19 protein-coding genes, 1 tRNA gene and 1 pseudogene are annotated in these 15540 nt (G+C 62.1%); 8 read left to right on the top strand and 13 right to left on the bottom strand.

The genetic code is table 11. The features are described from left to right. Nucleotides 1–210 precede the first annotated feature (210 nt). The 4 genes from JKL45_RS23710 to mnmA form a co-directional block, all read right to left on the bottom strand. A tRNA-Met gene (locus tag JKL45_RS23710) sits at nt 211–287 on the bottom strand. Nucleotides 288–479: 192 nt separating this feature from the next. Continuing rightward, nucleotides 480–686, bottom strand: coding sequence for a hypothetical protein (locus JKL45_RS23705; RefSeq protein ID WP_246498875.1), 207 nt, complete (start codon nt 684–686; stop codon nt 480–482). Nucleotides 687–807: 121 nt separating this feature from the next. After that, the gene (locus JKL45_RS23700; RefSeq protein WP_201864260.1) at nt 808–1449 is read right to left on the bottom strand and encodes a class I SAM-dependent methyltransferase; all 642 of its coding nucleotides are present in this window, start codon (nt 1447–1449) and stop codon (nt 808–810) included. A 22-nt stretch (nt 1450–1471) separates the two neighbouring features. Then, on the bottom strand, nt 1472–2626 hold the full coding sequence (gene mnmA / locus JKL45_RS23695) for a tRNA 2-thiouridine(34) synthase MnmA (RefSeq protein ID WP_201864259.1): 1155 nt from the start codon (nt 2624–2626) through the stop codon (nt 1472–1474). Nucleotides 2627–2981: 355 nt separating this feature from the next. Between mnmA and sciP the strand changes: the two genes are divergently transcribed. Further along, the gene (sciP, locus tag JKL45_RS23690; protein WP_036356763.1) at nt 2982–3257 is read left to right on the top strand and encodes a CtrA inhibitor SciP; all 276 of its coding nucleotides are present in this window, start codon (nt 2982–2984) and stop codon (nt 3255–3257) included. A 268-nt stretch (nt 3258–3525) separates the two neighbouring features. Then, a pseudogene (locus JKL45_RS23685) lies at nt 3526–3714 on the top strand (helix-turn-helix domain-containing protein); the annotation flags it as partial. A 20-nt stretch (nt 3715–3734) separates the two neighbouring features. Here the strand turns inward: JKL45_RS23685 and JKL45_RS23680 are convergent. After that, nucleotides 3735–4745: a lysylphosphatidylglycerol synthase domain-containing protein gene (locus JKL45_RS23680; RefSeq protein ID WP_201864258.1), complete on the bottom strand. Its 1011-nt coding sequence runs from the start codon at nt 4743–4745 to the stop codon at nt 3735–3737. 173 nt (nt 4746–4918) lie between these two features. Here JKL45_RS23680 and JKL45_RS23675 point away from each other — a divergent pair, with 173 nt between their 5' ends. After that, a complete protein-coding gene (locus JKL45_RS23675; RefSeq protein WP_201864257.1) occupies nt 4919–5542 on the top strand; it encodes a GNAT family N-acetyltransferase in 624 nt (207 codons plus the stop codon). Between the two features lie 52 nt (nt 5543–5594). Here JKL45_RS23675 and JKL45_RS23670 read toward each other — a convergent pair whose 3' ends face one another. Continuing rightward, complete coding sequence (locus tag JKL45_RS23670; protein WP_183447320.1) at nt 5595–5984, bottom strand: flagellar export protein FliJ; 390 nt, start codon at nt 5982–5984, stop codon at nt 5595–5597. Between the two features lie 518 nt (nt 5985–6502). On the opposite strand from JKL45_RS23670, the gene ctrA reads away from it, so the two are divergent. Then, nucleotides 6503–7204: a response regulator transcription factor CtrA gene (gene ctrA / locus JKL45_RS23665; protein WP_036356746.1), complete on the top strand. Its 702-nt coding sequence runs from the start codon at nt 6503–6505 to the stop codon at nt 7202–7204. A gap of 82 nt (nt 7205–7286) precedes the next feature. Here the strand turns inward: ctrA and chpT are convergent, their stop codons facing one another. Further along, entirely contained in the window at nt 7287–7928 is a 642-nt protein-coding gene (gene chpT, locus JKL45_RS23660) for a histidine phosphotransferase ChpT (RefSeq protein WP_201864256.1), read from the bottom strand. Between the two features lie 172 nt (nt 7929–8100). Between chpT and JKL45_RS23655 the strand changes: the two genes are divergently transcribed. The 3 genes from JKL45_RS23655 to JKL45_RS23645 all read left to right on the top strand — a co-directional run bounded on the left by JKL45_RS23655 (nt 8101) and on the right by JKL45_RS23645 (nt 10910). Beyond that, nucleotides 8101–8934, top strand: coding sequence for a 3'(2'),5'-bisphosphate nucleotidase CysQ family protein (locus JKL45_RS23655; protein WP_201864255.1), 834 nt, complete (start codon nt 8101–8103; stop codon nt 8932–8934). A 192-nt stretch (nt 8935–9126) separates the two neighbouring features. Next, nucleotides 9127–9729, top strand: coding sequence for a DUF1134 domain-containing protein (locus JKL45_RS23650; protein ID WP_201864254.1), 603 nt, complete (start codon nt 9127–9129; stop codon nt 9727–9729). 173 nt (nt 9730–9902) lie between these two features. Next, the gene (locus tag JKL45_RS23645; RefSeq protein WP_201864253.1) at nt 9903–10910 is read left to right on the top strand and encodes a coiled-coil domain-containing protein; all 1008 of its coding nucleotides are present in this window, start codon (nt 9903–9905) and stop codon (nt 10908–10910) included. Nucleotides 10911–10918: 8 nt separating this feature from the next. On the opposite strand, the gene JKL45_RS23640 is transcribed toward JKL45_RS23645, so the two are convergent. Both JKL45_RS23640 and JKL45_RS23635 read right to left on the bottom strand, forming a co-directional pair. Then, a complete protein-coding gene (locus JKL45_RS23640) occupies nt 10919–11260 on the bottom strand; it encodes a hypothetical protein (RefSeq protein ID WP_201864252.1) in 342 nt (113 codons plus the stop codon). 53 nt (nt 11261–11313) lie between these two features. Further along, nucleotides 11314–12177 carry a D-amino-acid transaminase gene (locus JKL45_RS23635; protein ID WP_201864251.1) on the bottom strand — a complete coding sequence of 288 codons (864 nt, stop codon included), beginning with the start codon at nt 12175–12177 and terminating at the stop codon, nt 11314–11316. A gap of 113 nt (nt 12178–12290) precedes the next feature. Here JKL45_RS23635 and JKL45_RS23630 point away from each other — a divergent pair, with 113 nt between their 5' ends. Further along, complete coding sequence (locus JKL45_RS23630; protein WP_201864250.1) at nt 12291–12905, top strand: hypothetical protein; 615 nt, start codon at nt 12291–12293, stop codon at nt 12903–12905. A gap of 21 nt (nt 12906–12926) precedes the next feature. Here JKL45_RS23630 and JKL45_RS23625 read toward each other — a convergent pair whose 3' ends face one another. The 4 genes from JKL45_RS23625 to JKL45_RS23610 all read right to left on the bottom strand — a co-directional run bounded on the left by JKL45_RS23625 (nt 12927) and on the right by JKL45_RS23610 (nt 15411). Continuing rightward, nucleotides 12927–13250, bottom strand: a complete 324-nt coding sequence (locus JKL45_RS23625) for an SWIB/MDM2 domain-containing protein (protein ID WP_036356729.1) — start codon at nt 13248–13250, stop codon at nt 12927–12929. A gap of 184 nt (nt 13251–13434) precedes the next feature. Then, nucleotides 13435–13887: a response regulator gene (locus JKL45_RS23620; protein WP_246498873.1), complete on the bottom strand. Its 453-nt coding sequence runs from the start codon at nt 13885–13887 to the stop codon at nt 13435–13437. A gap of 80 nt (nt 13888–13967) precedes the next feature. Continuing rightward, complete coding sequence (locus tag JKL45_RS23615; RefSeq protein ID WP_201864249.1) at nt 13968–15008, bottom strand: apurinic/apyrimidinic endonuclease family protein; 1041 nt, start codon at nt 15006–15008, stop codon at nt 13968–13970. 49 nt (nt 15009–15057) lie between these two features. Next, nucleotides 15058–15411, bottom strand: a complete 354-nt coding sequence (locus JKL45_RS23610; protein WP_201864248.1) for a response regulator — start codon at nt 15409–15411, stop codon at nt 15058–15060. Nucleotides 15412–15540 lie beyond the last annotated feature (129 nt).

Genomic DNA, 15540 nt, shown 5'->3' with positions numbered 1-15540 from the left:
GCAGAAACCCTTTGGGATCGCAAAACCGCTCAGGATTGGAGAGTTGCCCCTTGACCCATTAGAGAACAGCATCGGTCGAAAGTGGACGCTCGCAATCAATGCAAATGCCCGCTCAGCCAACGGAAGTTATTGAGCTCTTCGTGCTGGAGGCGCTACCGATACGAGGCCAAAGATAAAACTTCTAGTTATTTCGATCGCTTAACTGATCAATGGTAGCGGAGGAGAGATTTGAACTCCCGACACAAGGATTATGATTCCTCTGCTCTAACCAACTGAGCTACTCCGCCCCAGGTAGCGGGGCGGACCCCGCGTCAGGCAAGCGCGATATAGGGAAGGTTGACCCCAGGTGTCAAGAAAGACCCGCTGGGAAAATACGGATTTGTCGCCACCCCGTCGGTCATGCGCCTGGACGGGAAGATTTCGGCGCGACGCAGCTGAAGACCTGCACTCGTCCGGGGTTGAATGAAGGGTCGCTTCGGTCAGCCCTTGGGCTTCATCCGCCAGAGCTGGAAGCCTTCGCTCGAGACCGCCTGCTCGATAGCCTTGCGGGAGAACTTGTGCGGCGGGGTCTCGCGGGAGTTCAGCGTGCCGGTCAGCCCCCAGGGAGCGTATTTGGCCGGAAGCTTGGTGCCGGATTCATCTCCTGCAAAAGCGTGAAGGTCGTCCTTGGCCTGGGAGGTGAACATGAAAAGGCGCATCGGAAGTGCTTTCGTGATCTGGAGGTGCCCTGCCTTTAGAGATAGGGCCAGGTCCCCGAAAGTCACGTCCTGGCGACGAAGACCCGGCTCCTCCGGTCTCCCCGAGCCATCAGGCTTTCTTCTTGATTCTCATGAGCTTGAAGAAGCCGCTCGGGAACAGGGACCTCAGTTCCACGACCTCCATGTGTCCCGTCCGCTGAGCCCAATTCTCGACGCGCGAGGCCTTGAAGGCCGAGCTCCAGCCGATGGCCTTGGCGATGGGGGAAACCATCTCCTCGACCGCCGCGATGGGGCCGGAGGGCTGCCCCCAGTGGTTGGCGAGCACGATCTCGCCGCCGGGCCTGAGCACGCGCATGAACTCGTCCAGCGCCGTCTCCGGCTCAGGCACCAGGGTGATGATGAACTGCGCCGTGACCGCATCGAAAGTGCCGTCCGGGAAGCCGAGGCGGGTGACGTCCATTACCTGCAGACTCCTCACATGGGTGAGGCCTCGCCTGTCGACCTTCTCCTGGGCCCGGCGGAGCATGTCCTCGGAGAGATCGACCCCGTAGACCTCGGCATGCATGGGATAATAGCCAAGGGAAAGGCCCGTGCCCACGCCGGCCTCCAGCACCTTCGGCCCACAGGCGACAGCGGCGTTCACGGCGGCGCGGGCGGCCGGCTCGGTGAGCTTGTCGTAGACGAGGTCGTAGATCGGCGCCCAACGCGCATAAGCCTTGCGCATCAGAACGGTGGTCGCTCCATCCGTCATAAAGGTCCCTTCGGTCGAGGCCTCAGGCCGCGGCGGTTGCGGCTTCGGCCATTGTGCGAGCAATCGTTCCCCCGCCAAGCACACGTGCCCGCGGAGCATCGCTCTCATAGATGACACAAGCTTGACCGGGAGACACCCCGTCTTCCGCCGATAACAGCTCGACCGTAGTGCTGGTTCCTGTGGATCGAAGGATCGCCGAGCGCGGTTCGCGCGTGGAGCGCACCCGCACGGCCACCTCCATGCCCTTCTCGCTTAAGGAGTCGAGGGGCACGTCGCCGAGCCAGTTCACGTCCGTCACGCGGATCAGCCGGGTGGCCAGCGCCTCCCGAGGGCCAACCACCACGCGGGCCTCCTTGGCCTCGAGACGCACCACATAGAGCGGCTCGCCGACGGAGAGGCCCAGGCCCTTCCGCTGCCCCACCGTGTAATGGATGATGCCCTCGTGGCGCCCAAGCACCCGGCCGTCGATATGGACGATCTCACCGCCCTGCACCGCGCCGGGCTTCAGGCGCTCGATCACGTCGCTGTAGCGGCCTTGCGTGACGAAGCAGATGTCCTGGCTGTCGGCCTTTTCCGCTACAGTGAGCCCGAACTCACGCGCCAGCTCTCTGACCTGATCCTTCGGCAGCTCGCCGAGGGGGAAGCGCAGGAAATCCAGCTGCTGCGGCGTGGTGGCATACAGGAAGTAGCTCTGGTCCCGGTCCGGATCAGCCGCCCGATGCAGCGCCCTGCGCCCATCCGGCAGAGCACGGCTTGCTACGTAATGGCCTGTCGCGAGCACATCGCCGCCGAGCTCCCGGGCGGTCTCCAGGAGATCGCGGAACTTGATCGAGCGGTTGCACTCGACGCAGGGGATCGGCGTCTCGCCCTCCAGATAGCTCTGGGTGAAGCGGTCGATCACGGCCTCGCGGAAGCGGGCCTCGTAGTCGAGCACGTAGTGTGGGATGCCGATGGCCTCCGCCACCCGCCGGGCATCGTAGATGTCCTGGCCGGCGCAGCAGGCGCCTTTGCGGTGGGCGGCAGCCCCATGATCATAGAGCTGGAGCGTGATCCCGATGACGTCATAGCCCTCGCGCTTGAGCAGGGCCGCGACGACGGAGGAGTCCACGCCGCCCGACATCGCAACCACGACGCGGGTCTTCGAGGGTTCTGTAGGCAGGTTAAGTGAGTTGAGCATAATTCCATCCAGAGGCGCCGTTCAAGGCGGCGCACGGGAGGGGCCAAAGTCTCCCTATAGCGCATCGTGCGGAAAAGTGGACCCGTTTTCACTGCTTGGCCCTCTGGGTCCGACCATACGATGCGTCAGCTCAGACAATGAGCATCGGGACCCAAAAATGCAGGTTCATTTTTGGGTCCCGATGCTCATTCGCCACAATTCTTAAAAGGGAAAGTGCGCCGAAATAAGCCAATGTTAATGTTTATGGCTAAGCTTAGGCACTCTCGATAACCGCCTGATTGGGCTTAGGAAAACATTAAGTCCCGTCGCGTAGGTTCGAGCCACTGAGGTCGTTGAATTTTTGTGTGAGCGTATCATGACCGAACCCCACCGCCCAAGGGTCAAGTATGTCATTGGGCCTGATGGCAGTCCCCTGACGATTGCCGACCTTCCCCCTACCAGCACCCGTCGCTGGGTTATCCGCCGCAAGGCCGAGGTTGTTGCCGCCGTCCGCGGCGGTCTCCTGAGCCTTGAAGAAGCCTGCCAGCGTTACACCCTGACCACCGAGGAGTTCCTGAGCTGGCAGCTCTCCATCGACCAGCACGGCTTGGCCGGCCTGCGCACCACGCGCATCCAGCAGTACCGGCAGTAAGCACGCCGGCAGACCCGACGACGAGGCGCTGCTCACCCGAGCCAGCGCCTTTTCCATTTTCAGGTTCAAGAATTCGATGCCTGAAGCTCAGCCGTTAAGAGCTTCCTAACCATAAGATGAGCATAAACTCCTGAATCACCTCTCCTAAAGGCAGGCTCTCAACGTGCTCGGCACCCAGGATCTGTTGGAACTTTCAGCCTCCCTCGAAGCGCTAGCCGCTTCGCCCTCCCCTGCCGTCCAGGAGCAGACAATTCAGACCCTCAGGCAGATTCTGGTTGGTCGGACCCTCGCCGACGTGGAGCGGCACCTGATCCTCGACACGCTCGCGTCCTGCATCGGCAATCGAACCCATGCGGCCCGGATCCTCGGCATCTCGATCCGCACCCTGCGCAACAAGCTCAATGAATACATGCAGGCCGGCATTGCCGTGCCCGAGCCGGGTCGGCGCCCGGCCTGAGCGTTCGCGCTCTTCTATCCTTACTGGTCGGACGACGACAGCGGCGGCGGCGGCACGGAACCGTCGGCGACGATCCGGCCACGCCAGGCCTGGGCGAGCCGTGCCCGCTCGAACAGAAGGACGACCACCAGCGACAGACCGAAGGGGACCAGGAGATAGAACAGGCGGAAGATGATGAGCGCCGCCAGCACATCGGCCTTGGGGATGTCCGGCATGGCCGTGAGGAAGACGAGTTCGAACACCCCGAGACCGCCGGGGGCATGGCTCACCAGGGCCGCCGAGAACGACGCCAGGAACACGGCGAGCACGACGATGAAGCTCGGCTCCAGATGCGCCGGGAGCACGAAATAGATGATGCCGGCAGCGCCCAGAAGCTCCAGCGGCGCGGCGATCAGCTGGCGCACCATGATGGCCGGGCGGGGATATTCGAGCTTGGCCTTGCGAACGACGAGCGGCGGAAGGTGCAGGACCGATCCGACCACGTAGAGCGCCACGAAGCCGAGCAGCAGCAGCCCGACAATGCGGGCGGTGGCCGGATTGGTCAGCATCGAGGGCAGAAGCTCTTCCAGCCGATGCAGGAGTGTCGGGTCGGCCACGAGAGTGATGCCGCCCAGCAGGATGGTGCCGAGCCCGAAAGTGAAGGAGCAGAGGGCTACCAGCACGGCAATCTGCGGGGCGCTCAGGCCTTTCGAGGTATAGGCCCGGTAGCGCACGACGGCACCGGAGAAGACCGACGCCCCGATATTGTGGGAGAGTGCATAGGTCGTGAACGACGTGACGGACACGAACAGCCAGGAGATGTGGCGGACGCCGAGGTGGAGAAGCGCGATCCGGTCGTACCAGGCGAGCGCCGCATAGGCGAAAAGGGTCGAGAGGCCGGCGAGAGCGTAACGGTGGGAGGGAACGGCGGTCAGGCTGTCCCACACATCGTCCAGGGACATGCCACGCAGTTCGCGGTAGAGAAGCCAGCCGGAGATGATGACGGCCAGCAGCCCGATCACGGGCCAAATGAACTCACGCACATTCTTCATCGAGCCGGCACATCTCCCTCATTGGCTCTTCTGTGCCCACAATCCCCTTGGTCTGCAAGGGGATATTGGCGTGGAGGTCCATGACATAAAGTCCAACCGGAAGGCGTGACGGGGAGAAGTGATCGCTTTATCAAGCGGCCTTGTTTCTCGACGACCCCAAAGGCTGACTCCTCATGACGAGCACATCGGCAGTGGCTCTCAACCTCGACGGCTATACCGACCTGCCCCTTGGCAAGATTGCGACCATTGTCACTTATCTCAAGATGAGAAAGCCGCCGGACCGCTCTCCGATCCAGCAGCCGCAAGCCTGGACGCTTCAGCGCATCGATCATGACCGGCCGCGCTACCGGTCCTTGTTCCGTGCGGTGGGCGAGCCCTGGCTCTGGTTCAGCCGGGCGATGATGCCGGATGACCAACTCGCTGCGATCCTCGACGACCCGAAGGTGGAGGCTTACGCGCTTCATGACGGAACCGGGGATGTGGGCTTGCTCGAACTGGACTTCCGCCCTGACGACGAGGTGGAACTCGCCTTTCTGGGATTGGTACCCGGCTTCATCGGCAAGGGAGCGGGCAGGTTCCTGATGAACGAGGCCATCCGCCGTGCCTTCACCCGGCCGGCACAGCGCTTCTTCGTCCATACCTGCACGCTCGACTCCCCCGGCGCCCTCACTTTCTATATGCGCTCGGGCTTCACGCCGTACCGGCGCGCCATCGAGGTCGCGGACGATCCGCGCCTTCACGGCTTCCTCCCCCGGGAGGCGGCGCCCCATATTCCGCTGCTGGTGCCGCAGACATGAAAAAGGCGCGCCAGACCGGCGCGCCTTTTTAAGATTTCGGTGCGGCGGGGTTTCAGGCCGTGGCGCGAACCACGCGGCCCTGGCCGGCCTGGCTGATGGCCGCATCCATGGAACGCTCGCGATCCTCGAGGCTCTCGGCCCGCTTCAAATCCTCGAACGCCTCTCCGAGCTCGGCTTTCGCATCGTCGAGCTGGATGTGCAGGTTCTGAGCCGAGAGGCGAAGGTTGTCCCGCCTTTGGGCCGCAGCGCGCGCGTAGGTCGGATAGGCAAAGTGGTTGAGGTCGGTGATACCGGCCTTCTGCTCTTCCGCTGCGATTTCCCGATCAAGGTCAGCCGCCATGCGGTCGAACTCGGCGATCATCATCTCGATCTGCGCCACCCGGCGACGTTTCTCGTCGACTTGAAAGCGCTTGAGGCGGATGAGCGTGTCCCGCGACTTCATCTTGATTCAACTCCACACGTCGCTGTTTCATTTCGCCTCACGGATCGCTCAGTTATCCGCCAGACATGCGACACCATCGCCGACGGAGGTTGAGCTTTCCTTACCGGGGCCGACAAAAAATTCCTGTGATCTCAACCTCCTGGGCGAAATCTTGCCTCAGGCTTGCGTCTTGCGGGCCTCGTAAACCATTCGTTTACCGATTTCGTTAACACTGGCCTTGTCACGGTTGTGGTTCCCTCGGGTCCCTCTCCGGACAAAGGCTGAAACGCTTGGATAATAAGCTTTTGGGATGTTGTAAGGCGGTTCCCTATGGTTACCCAGAATCCACAGGATAATGGCCTTCGGCGGATGATCTGCCTGTCAAGTTCGTTAAGCGCTTGCGTCCCAGAATCAGGGTTTGTTAACCATTCCGTACTAGCGTTTCGAATCAGTTCAAAAGAGCATCCGCCCCAAGCCCGGCGGCGGATGAACAGCCTTCCGCTGTTTCAAAGCTCAAGGGCAAGGGCTGGGGATTGAACATGCGCGTACTTCTGATCGAAGACGACAGCGCGACAGCGCAAAGCATCGAACTGATGCTGAAGTCCGAGAACTTTAATATCTACACGACGGATCTCGGAGAAGAGGGCATCGACCTCGGCAAACTCTACGATTACGACATCATCCTTCTCGACCTGAACCTGCCCGACATGTCGGGATACGAGGTTCTGCGGACCCTCCGCGTCGCGAAGGTGAAGACGCCGATCCTGATCCTCTCCGGCATGGCCGGCATCGAGGACAAGGTGAAGGGTCTCGGCTTCGGCGCCGACGATTATCTCACCAAGCCGTTCCACAAGGACGAGATGGTGGCCCGCATCCATGCGATCGTGCGCCGCTCGAAGGGTCACGCCCAGTCGGTGATCACCACCGGGGACCTGATCGTCAACCTCGACACCAAGACGGTCGAAGTCGGCGGCGCCCGCGTACACCTCACTGGCAAGGAATACCAGATGCTGGAGCTTCTCTCCCTGCGTAAGGGCACGACCCTGACCAAGGAGATGTTCCTTAACCACCTCTATGGCGGCATGGACGAGCCGGAGCTGAAGATCATCGACGTCTTCATCTGCAAGCTCCGCAAGAAGCTCGCCAATGCTTCGCAGGGCCGCAACTACATCGAGACCGTCTGGGGCCGCGGCTACGTGCTGCGCGAGCCGACCGAGGCCGAAGAGCGGATAGCGATCTGACGCGAAGCTCCATCGATACGAAAAAGCCCGGCATTCAGCCGGGCTTTTCTTTTTTGAGTTTCGAAAAGGATCGTCGGCAGCCTTATGCCGTGGCAGCCTTGATCGTCACCTCGTCGCCCTCGATGGAGAAAGCGATGGTCATGTTCGACGCGCGGGCCACCATGCCGGCGTAGAAGATCTGAATGCCGTGGGCATCCACAGTGCCCGTCTCCGAATCGCCGGCGAGGAGCGCCTCGGAATGGGCGGGAATGCGGGCGTTCAGGCCCTTCGACACGATGGTGAAGGCGCAGCTCTCGGCATCTCCCGTGACCGTCACGGCAATCGAGCCGCCCCGCGGGATGGCCGTGGTGGCGATCATCACCAGGTTGAGGAGCAGCTTCACCCGGTTCTTCGGGAACAGGAGCCGGGGCGACGACCACGAGAAGCTGATCTTGTCGTCGAGGAAGAGCCCGCGAGCCACCTGCTCGGCATCGCCGAGGTCGATCGAGGCGCCGGCGGAACCAGCCGCCCCGAATGCGAGACGGGCGAACTGGAGGCGGGCAGACGCCTGCCTGGCGCTCTTCTGAATCAGGTCGAGCGCGAAGTCGCGCATGGAGGCGTCGCTGTCGTCCTCCAGCACCTCGAGCCCGTTGACGATCGCACCCACCGGCGAGATCACGTCATGGCAGACGCGTGAGCAGAGGAGAGCGGCGAGATCGAGCGAATCGAGGGAAATCGTGGCCATGAGGGCTCCGGAGACGGCGTAACGTCAGCTGTTCATTCATGAAATCGGAACTTCGACGGGCACGAATACAGCCAAACAGGAAAGAGAACGTGAACCGGGATACCCGGCTCAGAGTTCTTTGAAAAGCGGGCAAAAAGACATCGACAGCCCGCGCGGGAACAGGCACAAATCCATGATGCGCTTCGATGGACAGAACCCCGACGAGATCGCCCTGAAGTTGGCTCACATCGCCTTAGAGGCAGGGCGTGTCCTGCGCGGCATGGAGACCGCGCTGGTGGACAAGCGCATCAAGGACGACGGAACCCCCACGACGGCTGCCGACCTCGCAGCCGAGGAGCTGATCATCCAGCGACTGAACGAGGCCTGGGACGGCGTTCCGGTGATCGCGGAGGAAACCTCCAGCACGGTCCAGACGGACGATTATTTCTTCCTGGTCGATCCCCTCGACGGCACTGGTGACTTCATTCACGGCACGGGCGAGTACAGCGTCAACATCGCGTTGATCCGGGGCGACCGGCCCATGGCGGCCGTGGTGTCCGCGCCGGCCATGGGGTCGATCTGGATCGCCGGCGAGCGTGCCCGGGTGAGCGCCCTGCCCGATGGCCAGGGAACCGATTTCAGCTGGCGAGACGCGAAGGTGCGCCCGGCGCCGGAGAAGGATCTCGTGGCCTTGGTGAGCCGCCGCCACGGCGACATCGCCACGGAGGCCTGCCTGTCGGTCCTGTCGATCGGCACGAGACGCATGACCTCCTCGGCCCTGAAGTTCTGCCTCATCGCCTCCGGCGAGGCCGACGTCTATGTGCGCTGCGGCCCGACCATGGAATGGGACACGGCGGCAGGTGACCACATCCTCACTTGCGCCGGCGGCAGCGTGGTCGGACCGGGGGGAGCCCCCCTCACCTACGGCCATGAGAGCAAGGGCTATCGGAACGGCCCCTTCGCGGCCATCGGCGACGCGGCCTTGGCGCCTCGGCTGGATCTGCCTGTATCGGCCTCGGCCGCCTGAGCCTTCCCTTTTCTCCAGCTGATTCTCTTGCCAAGGGCCGGGTTAATTCGGGCTCGGAACAGCCGCGAGCCCGTTCAACGGCATTCCGTACAGAGATTGTTAGGGTTGATGACCGTAAGGTTCGGGCCTCGATAGCAGCCTTTCGGCCCATGACGGCCGGATTGTCCCCTGTCTCATGCGAGGAGATAGCCCATGCGCTCCCGGTCCACATTTCTTGCGGCTGCGGCATTTGCCGCCCTGATCAGCGCCCTGCCCCTGCAGGCATCGGCCCAAACCGTCCAGCGCGCCTATGCTGCCAATCCCGGCAGCCCGGAATCCTTCCGGTCCGATGAATTGGTCGAGTCTGGCCATCAGTTCTTCGGCTCGGCCTCCCGCGGCATTGCCCTTGCCCTTCAGGAGGCGATCCGCCGCTGGGGCGAACCCAACGGCTATATCCTGGGGCAGGAAGCCTCCGGGGCCTTCTTCGGCGGCCTGCGCTACGGCGAGGGCAAGCTCTTCACCCGCAACGCCGGGGATCGCCGCATCTTCTGGCAGGGCCCTTCGCTTGGCTTCGACGTGGGCGGCGATGGCGCCCGCACCATGATGCTGGTCTACAACATGCCCTTCACGGATGCGCTCTATAAGCGCTTCGTCGGCGTCGACGGCTCGGCCTATTTCATCGGCGGCTTCGGCGTGACGGCCGTGGCGGCGGACGAGATGATCGTGGTGCCGATCCGTGCCGGGGTCGGAGCCCGCCTTGGCGTCAATATCGGCTATCTGAAGTTTACCTCAGAGCCCACCTGGAACCCCTTCTAGGCTACGTAAGCGAGCGAGTGCCAACTCCGAGGCAGTGGAAACTGCCCTCGGATGCGCTACAACGGGCCGTCTGGAGCATTACTGTTCTAGAAAGCTGCGCAGGCACAAGGCAAGGTGCTTGAGCGTTACCGGTCAAGCACCTTGGAGTTGGCGTTCGCGTGATCGAAACAATCATGATTTTCGCGTTGGGGTTCGTCGTAGCATCCCTAATCGCGCTTCTGATCATCCCAGCCGTCAACGCCCGCGCGGAGCGTCTCGCCCGCCGCCGGGCCGAGGCGCTTTTTCCCATGTCGATCTCAGAACTGACGGCGGAAAAGGACCACCTGCGCGCTGAATTCGCCGTGCTTCAGCGGAGAATCGAGCGCAAGGCGGAAGAGGCGCTGGCCTACAAGCGGGAGAGCATGGAGGAGCTGGGCCGGCGGGCGATCCGCATCGAGGCTCTCGAAAGCACCCTGGCCCAGCGCGACCAGAATGTGGCCCAGCTCGAAGTCAGTCTCGCCAGCACCCAGACGCGTCTGGCGGCGACCGATGAAGATCTCGCGCAAACCAAGACATTTCTCGCGAGCACCCGCGAAACCCTCACGGCCCTTGAGAACGCCCACCGGGCAACTCTCAACGAGCTGTCCAACACCCGCATGGAGCTGGAACTCACCCAGCACGAGCGCTCCAGGACGAAGACCGAACTCCTTCATGCGGAGGAGAAGCTGGCCCGCCTGGAGACGGAGTTTGCCGACATGGAGCGCCGGCTCACAACGGCCCTGAGCGATCTCGACACCAAGCGGATCACCATCTCGGATCTGGAAACCCGTCTCATGACCCAGACTGCCCGAGGCAACGACTTCGAACGTGCTTTGAACGAGCGGCACAGCGAATTGTCGGACGAGCGCCTGCGCCTGGCGGAACTCGCCAAAGGCATCGCCGCCGAGCAGGAGCGAGGTTTGATCCTCGAGCAACGCATCCGCGAGATCGAAGCGGAGCGCGATGAGGCTCAGGAGCGGCTTACGAATATGGAAGTCTCGGGTGGCCAGAACGATGAGCTGCGGCGCCAGATCTCCGAGGTGGCCGCCCAGATCATGCAGAGCGGCAGTGAGCGTTCACCTGAGGCCAAGCCTCGCGAGAACAACAGATCCCGCGAGGGCAAGCGGCGGCGCTCGGCCGGGAAGCAGCTCCCGGCCTCCTAAAAATTCCTTTATTTCGGATCGACCTGCTGGCCCGCTGGTGGGCGTATGACAGGAGTGGTGCCTGGATTGGGCACGGGCGCCGGCACCGTGATGTCGGGGGTCGCGGTTTCCGGCGGACGGATCACGCCGTCGGTCTGCTCAAGCTTATCGCTCAATGTTTTGGTCGAGCCTGTCGACGAGGGACCATTGGTGCCGGAGAGGTTGCTGTCGGGCTCCACCTTCTCGGCCGGCATCTGGCTCGGCGCCGGCATATTCGGGGCCTGCTGATTCAGCACCCCAGGGTTCTGCGCGAGCGCCGCCGTTCCGAGGCAGCCGGCCAGAATCGTCGATAGGATCAGCACACGCTTCATGGGTCGCTCCTTTGGAAAGGCAACGAGCGACCCGATGGCGGGTTCCGGCAAAGCTATTCGGCGGCCAGGGCCGGGACGCGGGCCATGGACAGGTACAATTCACGCAGCCGCTTCGTGATGGGACCGGGCTTTCCATCGGCCACGGGACGTCCGTCAATCGACACGATGGGCAGGACGAAGTTCGACGCGCTGGTGAGGAAGGCCTCGGCGGCATCGTAAGCCTCCTCGACCGTAAACCGACGCTCTTCGAGCGGGATGCCGGCCTCTTCCGAGAGCCGCAGCAGGGACTTGCGGGTAATGCCGGGCAGAATGGCGTTCGAGAGAGGGCGCACGACGATGCTGCCCTGCTTCGTGACGATGAAGCCACTCGACGAGCCGCCCTCGGTCACGTAGCCGTCCTCCACCAGCCAGGCCTCCTGGGCGCCCGCCTCCTTGGCCGCCTGCTTGGCCAGCACCTGGGCGAGCAGGTTGATCGACTTGATGTCGCGTCGCGCCCAGCGCTGGTCCGGCACGGTTACCACCGCGATGCCGGTCCGGGCTGCCGGGGCGTCGGCGATGGACTTGGCCTGGGTGAACATGGCCACGCTGGGCTCGGCGTTCTCGGGGAAGAAGAAGTCGCGCTCGGCCACGCCGCGGGTGACCTGGAAATAGATAAACCCTTCCGCCATGCCGTTGCGACGGACGATCTCCTGCTGCAGGGAGGTCCACTCGGCGCGCGAATAGGGATTGCGGATGCGCACCTCGGCAAGGGAGCGCTCCAGACGCTCAAGATGCGCCTCGTTGTCGATCAACTGACCGTCGAGCACGCCGATCCCTTCATAGACCCCGTCCCCGAACAGAAAGCCTCGATCCATAAAAGGCACCTTGGCCTCTTCGATCGGCAGGAAGGAACCGTTCAGGAAGACGATGCGGGACATAAAAAACCTCGAAAGTCGTAGCTCAACTCAACCAAGCTTAACCTATAGGCAGCCGGGCTGCTTGACCTATATCGCCAAGAGCCCTGCAAGCGAAGCCGATAGGTACCCCCATCGTGAGACTGACGCTACTGCTCCTTTCGACGGTTCTGACACCCCTGTCCCTGAGCGCTCCGGCCATCGCCGGACCTCGGGCGGCTCAGGGATGGTACACGGAGCGAGGCTACGTCGAACCGGCGGGAGCCCGCATCATCGCCTGTCACGGGTATGGATGCACCCGGCGGTTGGCTCTCTCGGTCGACGGGGGGTTGCTGAACCGGGCGAGCGGGATCCTGAGATCGGCGCAGGGTTCAGCGGCTGCCGAGCGGCAAGCCCTGACCGAGGTGATCAGGTCCTACACCGCCTATCTGGCCGCGTCCTTAGGCGGGAGGCCGGACGTACCGGGATCGCCGCCCCAGATGTCGGGCGTTCACGGGCAGATGGATTGTCTGGATGAAACCGCAAATACGACCAGCCTGCTCCTGGTTCTGCAGGAGCGCGGGCTCCTTACCTATCATGTGGTGGAGCATCCGGAGTCGCGGGGGTTCTTCCTTGATGGCCGCTACCCGCATTTCACGGCGGTGATCGCCGAAAAGCGCACAGGGGCGGAGTGGGCCGTGGACCCGTGGAGGAAGGCCCCGGGTCAGAGGCCGGAAATCCTGCCGCTCGATCAATGGCGGCAGGATTCCTGATCAGCCTGAAGCGGAATTCGCTTATTTCAGGTGCTGGGCGAGGTGCTTGTTCATCTCGAACATCGTCACCTTCGGCTTGCCGAAGATCGGCTGAAGCTTGTCGTCAGCCAGGATCTCGCGCTTGTTCTCGGGGTTCTGCAGGTTGTTCTTCTTGATGTACTCCCACATCTTGCTCACAACCTCGCCGCGCGGCAGCGGGTTCGAGCCCACGATCACGGCCAGTTCCTTGGACGGCTGCAGGGGCTGCTGAAGAGCGTTGGGCTTGGAACCGGCAGCCTTCTTGGCAGCAGGCTTGTCTGCAGCCTTCTTCGCGCCGGCTTTTCCGTCAGTCGTCTTGGTGGCCATGTAATCCTCCGGGAATGGAATGGGGAAGCTCGTCGACAGCCTCAAGTTTGGCTCGAAAAGCATATTGACCAACCTTCGGTCGGACATTCCGAAGAGCGTTTACAGCCTCCGGCCCCCTGATGAAGGTCAATTCCGGCAGAGCTTATGTCCGCTCAACGCCGTCAGCAAGATCGAGTTCAGGAATTTAGGCTGTTTTCGGAAAGGGCAGGATGTTGGAATCTCGCTCCGTGGGCTGCCGTGTGGTTTCAGCAACATAGAACAGGCGCTTCCTGCGCTCCGCTGCGGAAACCACATGGGAGACGATGATCTCGTTCGGGCATGGTTTCGCCAGGAAGGCTGCTCCGGGCGGAAGATCTCCCACCGAGGGCCATTGACGCCCTGACATGATCAGAAGTTCGGTGCCGGGCCAGAGCTCTTGCACCCGATGAGCCAGCTCAAACCCGCTGCAGCCGGTCGGCATATCTACATCGGTGAGAAGCACATCGACCCGCAGCCCCGCCTCCATCAGCACCAGAGCCTCGGCGCCATTGGCGGCCTCGACAACCCTGAAGCCATTCTCTTCGAGAAGCTCGGACAGGAAAAGACGGATCAGAGGCTCGTCTTCAACCAAAAGAACTGTGGAATGAGCAGGCAACATCACTTCGTGACTCGCAATACAATACCCAACAACGACCGTTGGTTGAGTTGGTTCCGCCGGTTCCAGCCGTTAATGAAACTTTATCCTGTTGCTTGAAGGCTGAAGTTCCGTCTCTCCACATGATGCGCCAGACCCTCGGTGGCGATGTTCTTCAGCTTTGCCTCGATCTCGAAATCGGACCAGGAGAGGTGGCGCATCACCAAGTCGTTGATGGCCTCGTTCCACATCAGGTCTGAGTGGCCCCGCAGATCCTTCGGCTTGATCCCCGATGCAATGAGCGCCTTGAAGTCCGGAAGGCTATGGATGTCATAATCAGGGAGAAGCTCCTCACGGGACACGCTCACATGGCTCACGGGCCTCACACCGCGCCAGGATGCGATGATTAGAGCAATGCGCGGATCATCGGGCTCGATGTACTCGCCCTGGCTCATGATCCAGTGATGATGAAGATCGAGAACGAGCGGCACATAGTCCACGAGAGGCAGGAGATCGTCGAGGCCGAAGCTCACCTCGTCATTCTCGATGGTGATCAGATTGCGTGCCGTCTGTGACAGGTGCGCGAGGCCGCTCCGGACCCCTTCAGCACCCATGGCTTTAGCGCCGCCGTGAATGTTGATGTGTGCCCCGTGCGGATGCCATCCCTGACCATAGCCCATAAGAGCCATGACCTCGGCATGATACTCGAATTCCGCAATGCCGTTGGCGGCGGCTGAGGGATTGGCGGAAGCAATCACGCAGAACTGGCCAGGGTGCATGCTCAGCCGTACATCCTTGTCGCGAGCAAGGCGCCCTGCCTGCGCGAGCTTCGCTTCGATCAGGTTGCGAAGATCCGGATCGCGATAAAACTCCTGGCAGCTTGGATGGGTGTAGCCGGGGAGCAGATCGCTGGACAGACGGTGAAGACGTTCCAGCCTCGGCCTTGCGGCCACGTGCTCGATCTGGAGCCGGAAGGCTTCCAGGTTGTGCGTGACAACGGACACGAGCTTGTCGTAGGCAGCTTTCGGCTCGAGACGACCCAGATAAGTCATCGTCACTGTTGACGTGTTCATGGCCCGGGCGGTTTGCGCCAAACCGTCCTCGGGAATGTACTTGCAGCAGAAGCCGAACCGGAAGTCTTGCATGATGAGGGAAGTCACCGGACGGGAACAGGTTCCTCGACCGTTCAGATCATCAGCAAGGGAGAAAATTGGGAACGGCGTGCTCGACGGTTTCCAGCAGCACCTTCTCCTCGAACGGCTTTGCCACGAAAGCGGCCTGCTGCAGGGGCTGTGGCAGATCCGATGGAACGGACGCCGACACGAAGACGAAGGGGATGTGACGCTCCATGAGCGTCTCGGCCACACCGAAGCTCTTGCCACCGATCACATCGATGTCGAGGAGCGCGCAATCGAACCTGTCGTCGATATGCTGGTAGGCTTCAGACAGCGAGCTGAGGGAGTCGACAACCTCGTGACCATCGGCTTCCAGGATGGCCTGCAGATCAAAGGCAATTGCCGGATCGTCTTCCAGGATCAGAATACGCATGCCCCAACTCCATCACCGGATCCCTGAGGAGGACCATCTTTCGCGCAGAGCCTCTAGCTAGGAAATTGGCCCTGTTCGAAGCCAACAAACTCGGAGACGCTGCGTTCCTGAAGGATCCTGTGCAGAGAA

The sequence above is a fragment of the Microvirga soli genome, assembly GCF_016734765.1.
Taxonomy (GTDB): Bacteria; Pseudomonadota; Alphaproteobacteria; order Rhizobiales; family Beijerinckiaceae; genus Microvirga; species Microvirga soli.
This window is presented reverse-complemented; position numbering and strand designations above follow the sequence as displayed.

What these genes read in the sequence shown, in the direction of transcription:
- JKL45_RS23705 (WP_246498875.1), bottom strand. Translation starts at nt 686, where the DNA reads ATGTTCACCTCCCAGGCCAAGGACGACCTTCACGCTTTTGCAGGAGAT.
- JKL45_RS23700 (WP_201864260.1), bottom strand. Translation starts at nt 1,449, where the DNA reads ATGACGGATGGAGCGACCACCGTTCTGATGCGCAAGGCTTATGCGCGT.
- mnmA (WP_201864259.1), bottom strand. Translation starts at nt 2,626, where the DNA reads ATGCTCAACTCACTTAACCTGCCTACAGAACCCTCGAAGACCCGCGTC.
- sciP (WP_036356763.1), top strand. Translation starts at nt 2,982, where the DNA reads ATGACCGAACCCCACCGCCCAAGGGTCAAGTATGTCATTGGGCCTGAT.
- JKL45_RS23680 (WP_201864258.1), bottom strand. Translation starts at nt 4,745, where the DNA reads ATGAAGAATGTGCGTGAGTTCATTTGGCCCGTGATCGGGCTGCTGGCC.
- JKL45_RS23675 (WP_201864257.1), top strand. Translation starts at nt 4,919, where the DNA reads ATGACGAGCACATCGGCAGTGGCTCTCAACCTCGACGGCTATACCGAC.
- JKL45_RS23670 (WP_183447320.1), bottom strand. Translation starts at nt 5,984, where the DNA reads ATGAAGTCGCGGGACACGCTCATCCGCCTCAAGCGCTTTCAAGTCGAC.
- ctrA (WP_036356746.1), top strand. Translation starts at nt 6,503, where the DNA reads ATGCGCGTACTTCTGATCGAAGACGACAGCGCGACAGCGCAAAGCATC.
- chpT (WP_201864256.1), bottom strand. Translation starts at nt 7,928, where the DNA reads ATGGCCACGATTTCCCTCGATTCGCTCGATCTCGCCGCTCTCCTCTGC.
- JKL45_RS23655 (WP_201864255.1), top strand. Translation starts at nt 8,101, where the DNA reads ATGATGCGCTTCGATGGACAGAACCCCGACGAGATCGCCCTGAAGTTG.
- JKL45_RS23650 (WP_201864254.1), top strand. Translation starts at nt 9,127, where the DNA reads ATGCGCTCCCGGTCCACATTTCTTGCGGCTGCGGCATTTGCCGCCCTG.
- JKL45_RS23645 (WP_201864253.1), top strand. Translation starts at nt 9,903, where the DNA reads ATGATTTTCGCGTTGGGGTTCGTCGTAGCATCCCTAATCGCGCTTCTG.
- JKL45_RS23640 (WP_201864252.1), bottom strand. Translation starts at nt 11,260, where the DNA reads ATGAAGCGTGTGCTGATCCTATCGACGATTCTGGCCGGCTGCCTCGGA.
- JKL45_RS23635 (WP_201864251.1), bottom strand. Translation starts at nt 12,177, where the DNA reads ATGTCCCGCATCGTCTTCCTGAACGGTTCCTTCCTGCCGATCGAAGAG.
- JKL45_RS23625 (WP_036356729.1), bottom strand. Translation starts at nt 13,250, where the DNA reads ATGGCCACCAAGACGACTGACGGAAAAGCCGGCGCGAAGAAGGCTGCA.
- JKL45_RS23620 (WP_246498873.1), bottom strand. Translation starts at nt 13,887, where the DNA reads ATGTTGCCTGCTCATTCCACAGTTCTTTTGGTTGAAGACGAGCCTCTG.
- JKL45_RS23615 (WP_201864249.1), bottom strand. Translation starts at nt 15,008, where the DNA reads ATGCAAGACTTCCGGTTCGGCTTCTGCTGCAAGTACATTCCCGAGGAC.
- JKL45_RS23610 (WP_201864248.1), bottom strand. Translation starts at nt 15,411, where the DNA reads ATGCGTATTCTGATCCTGGAAGACGATCCGGCAATTGCCTTTGATCTG.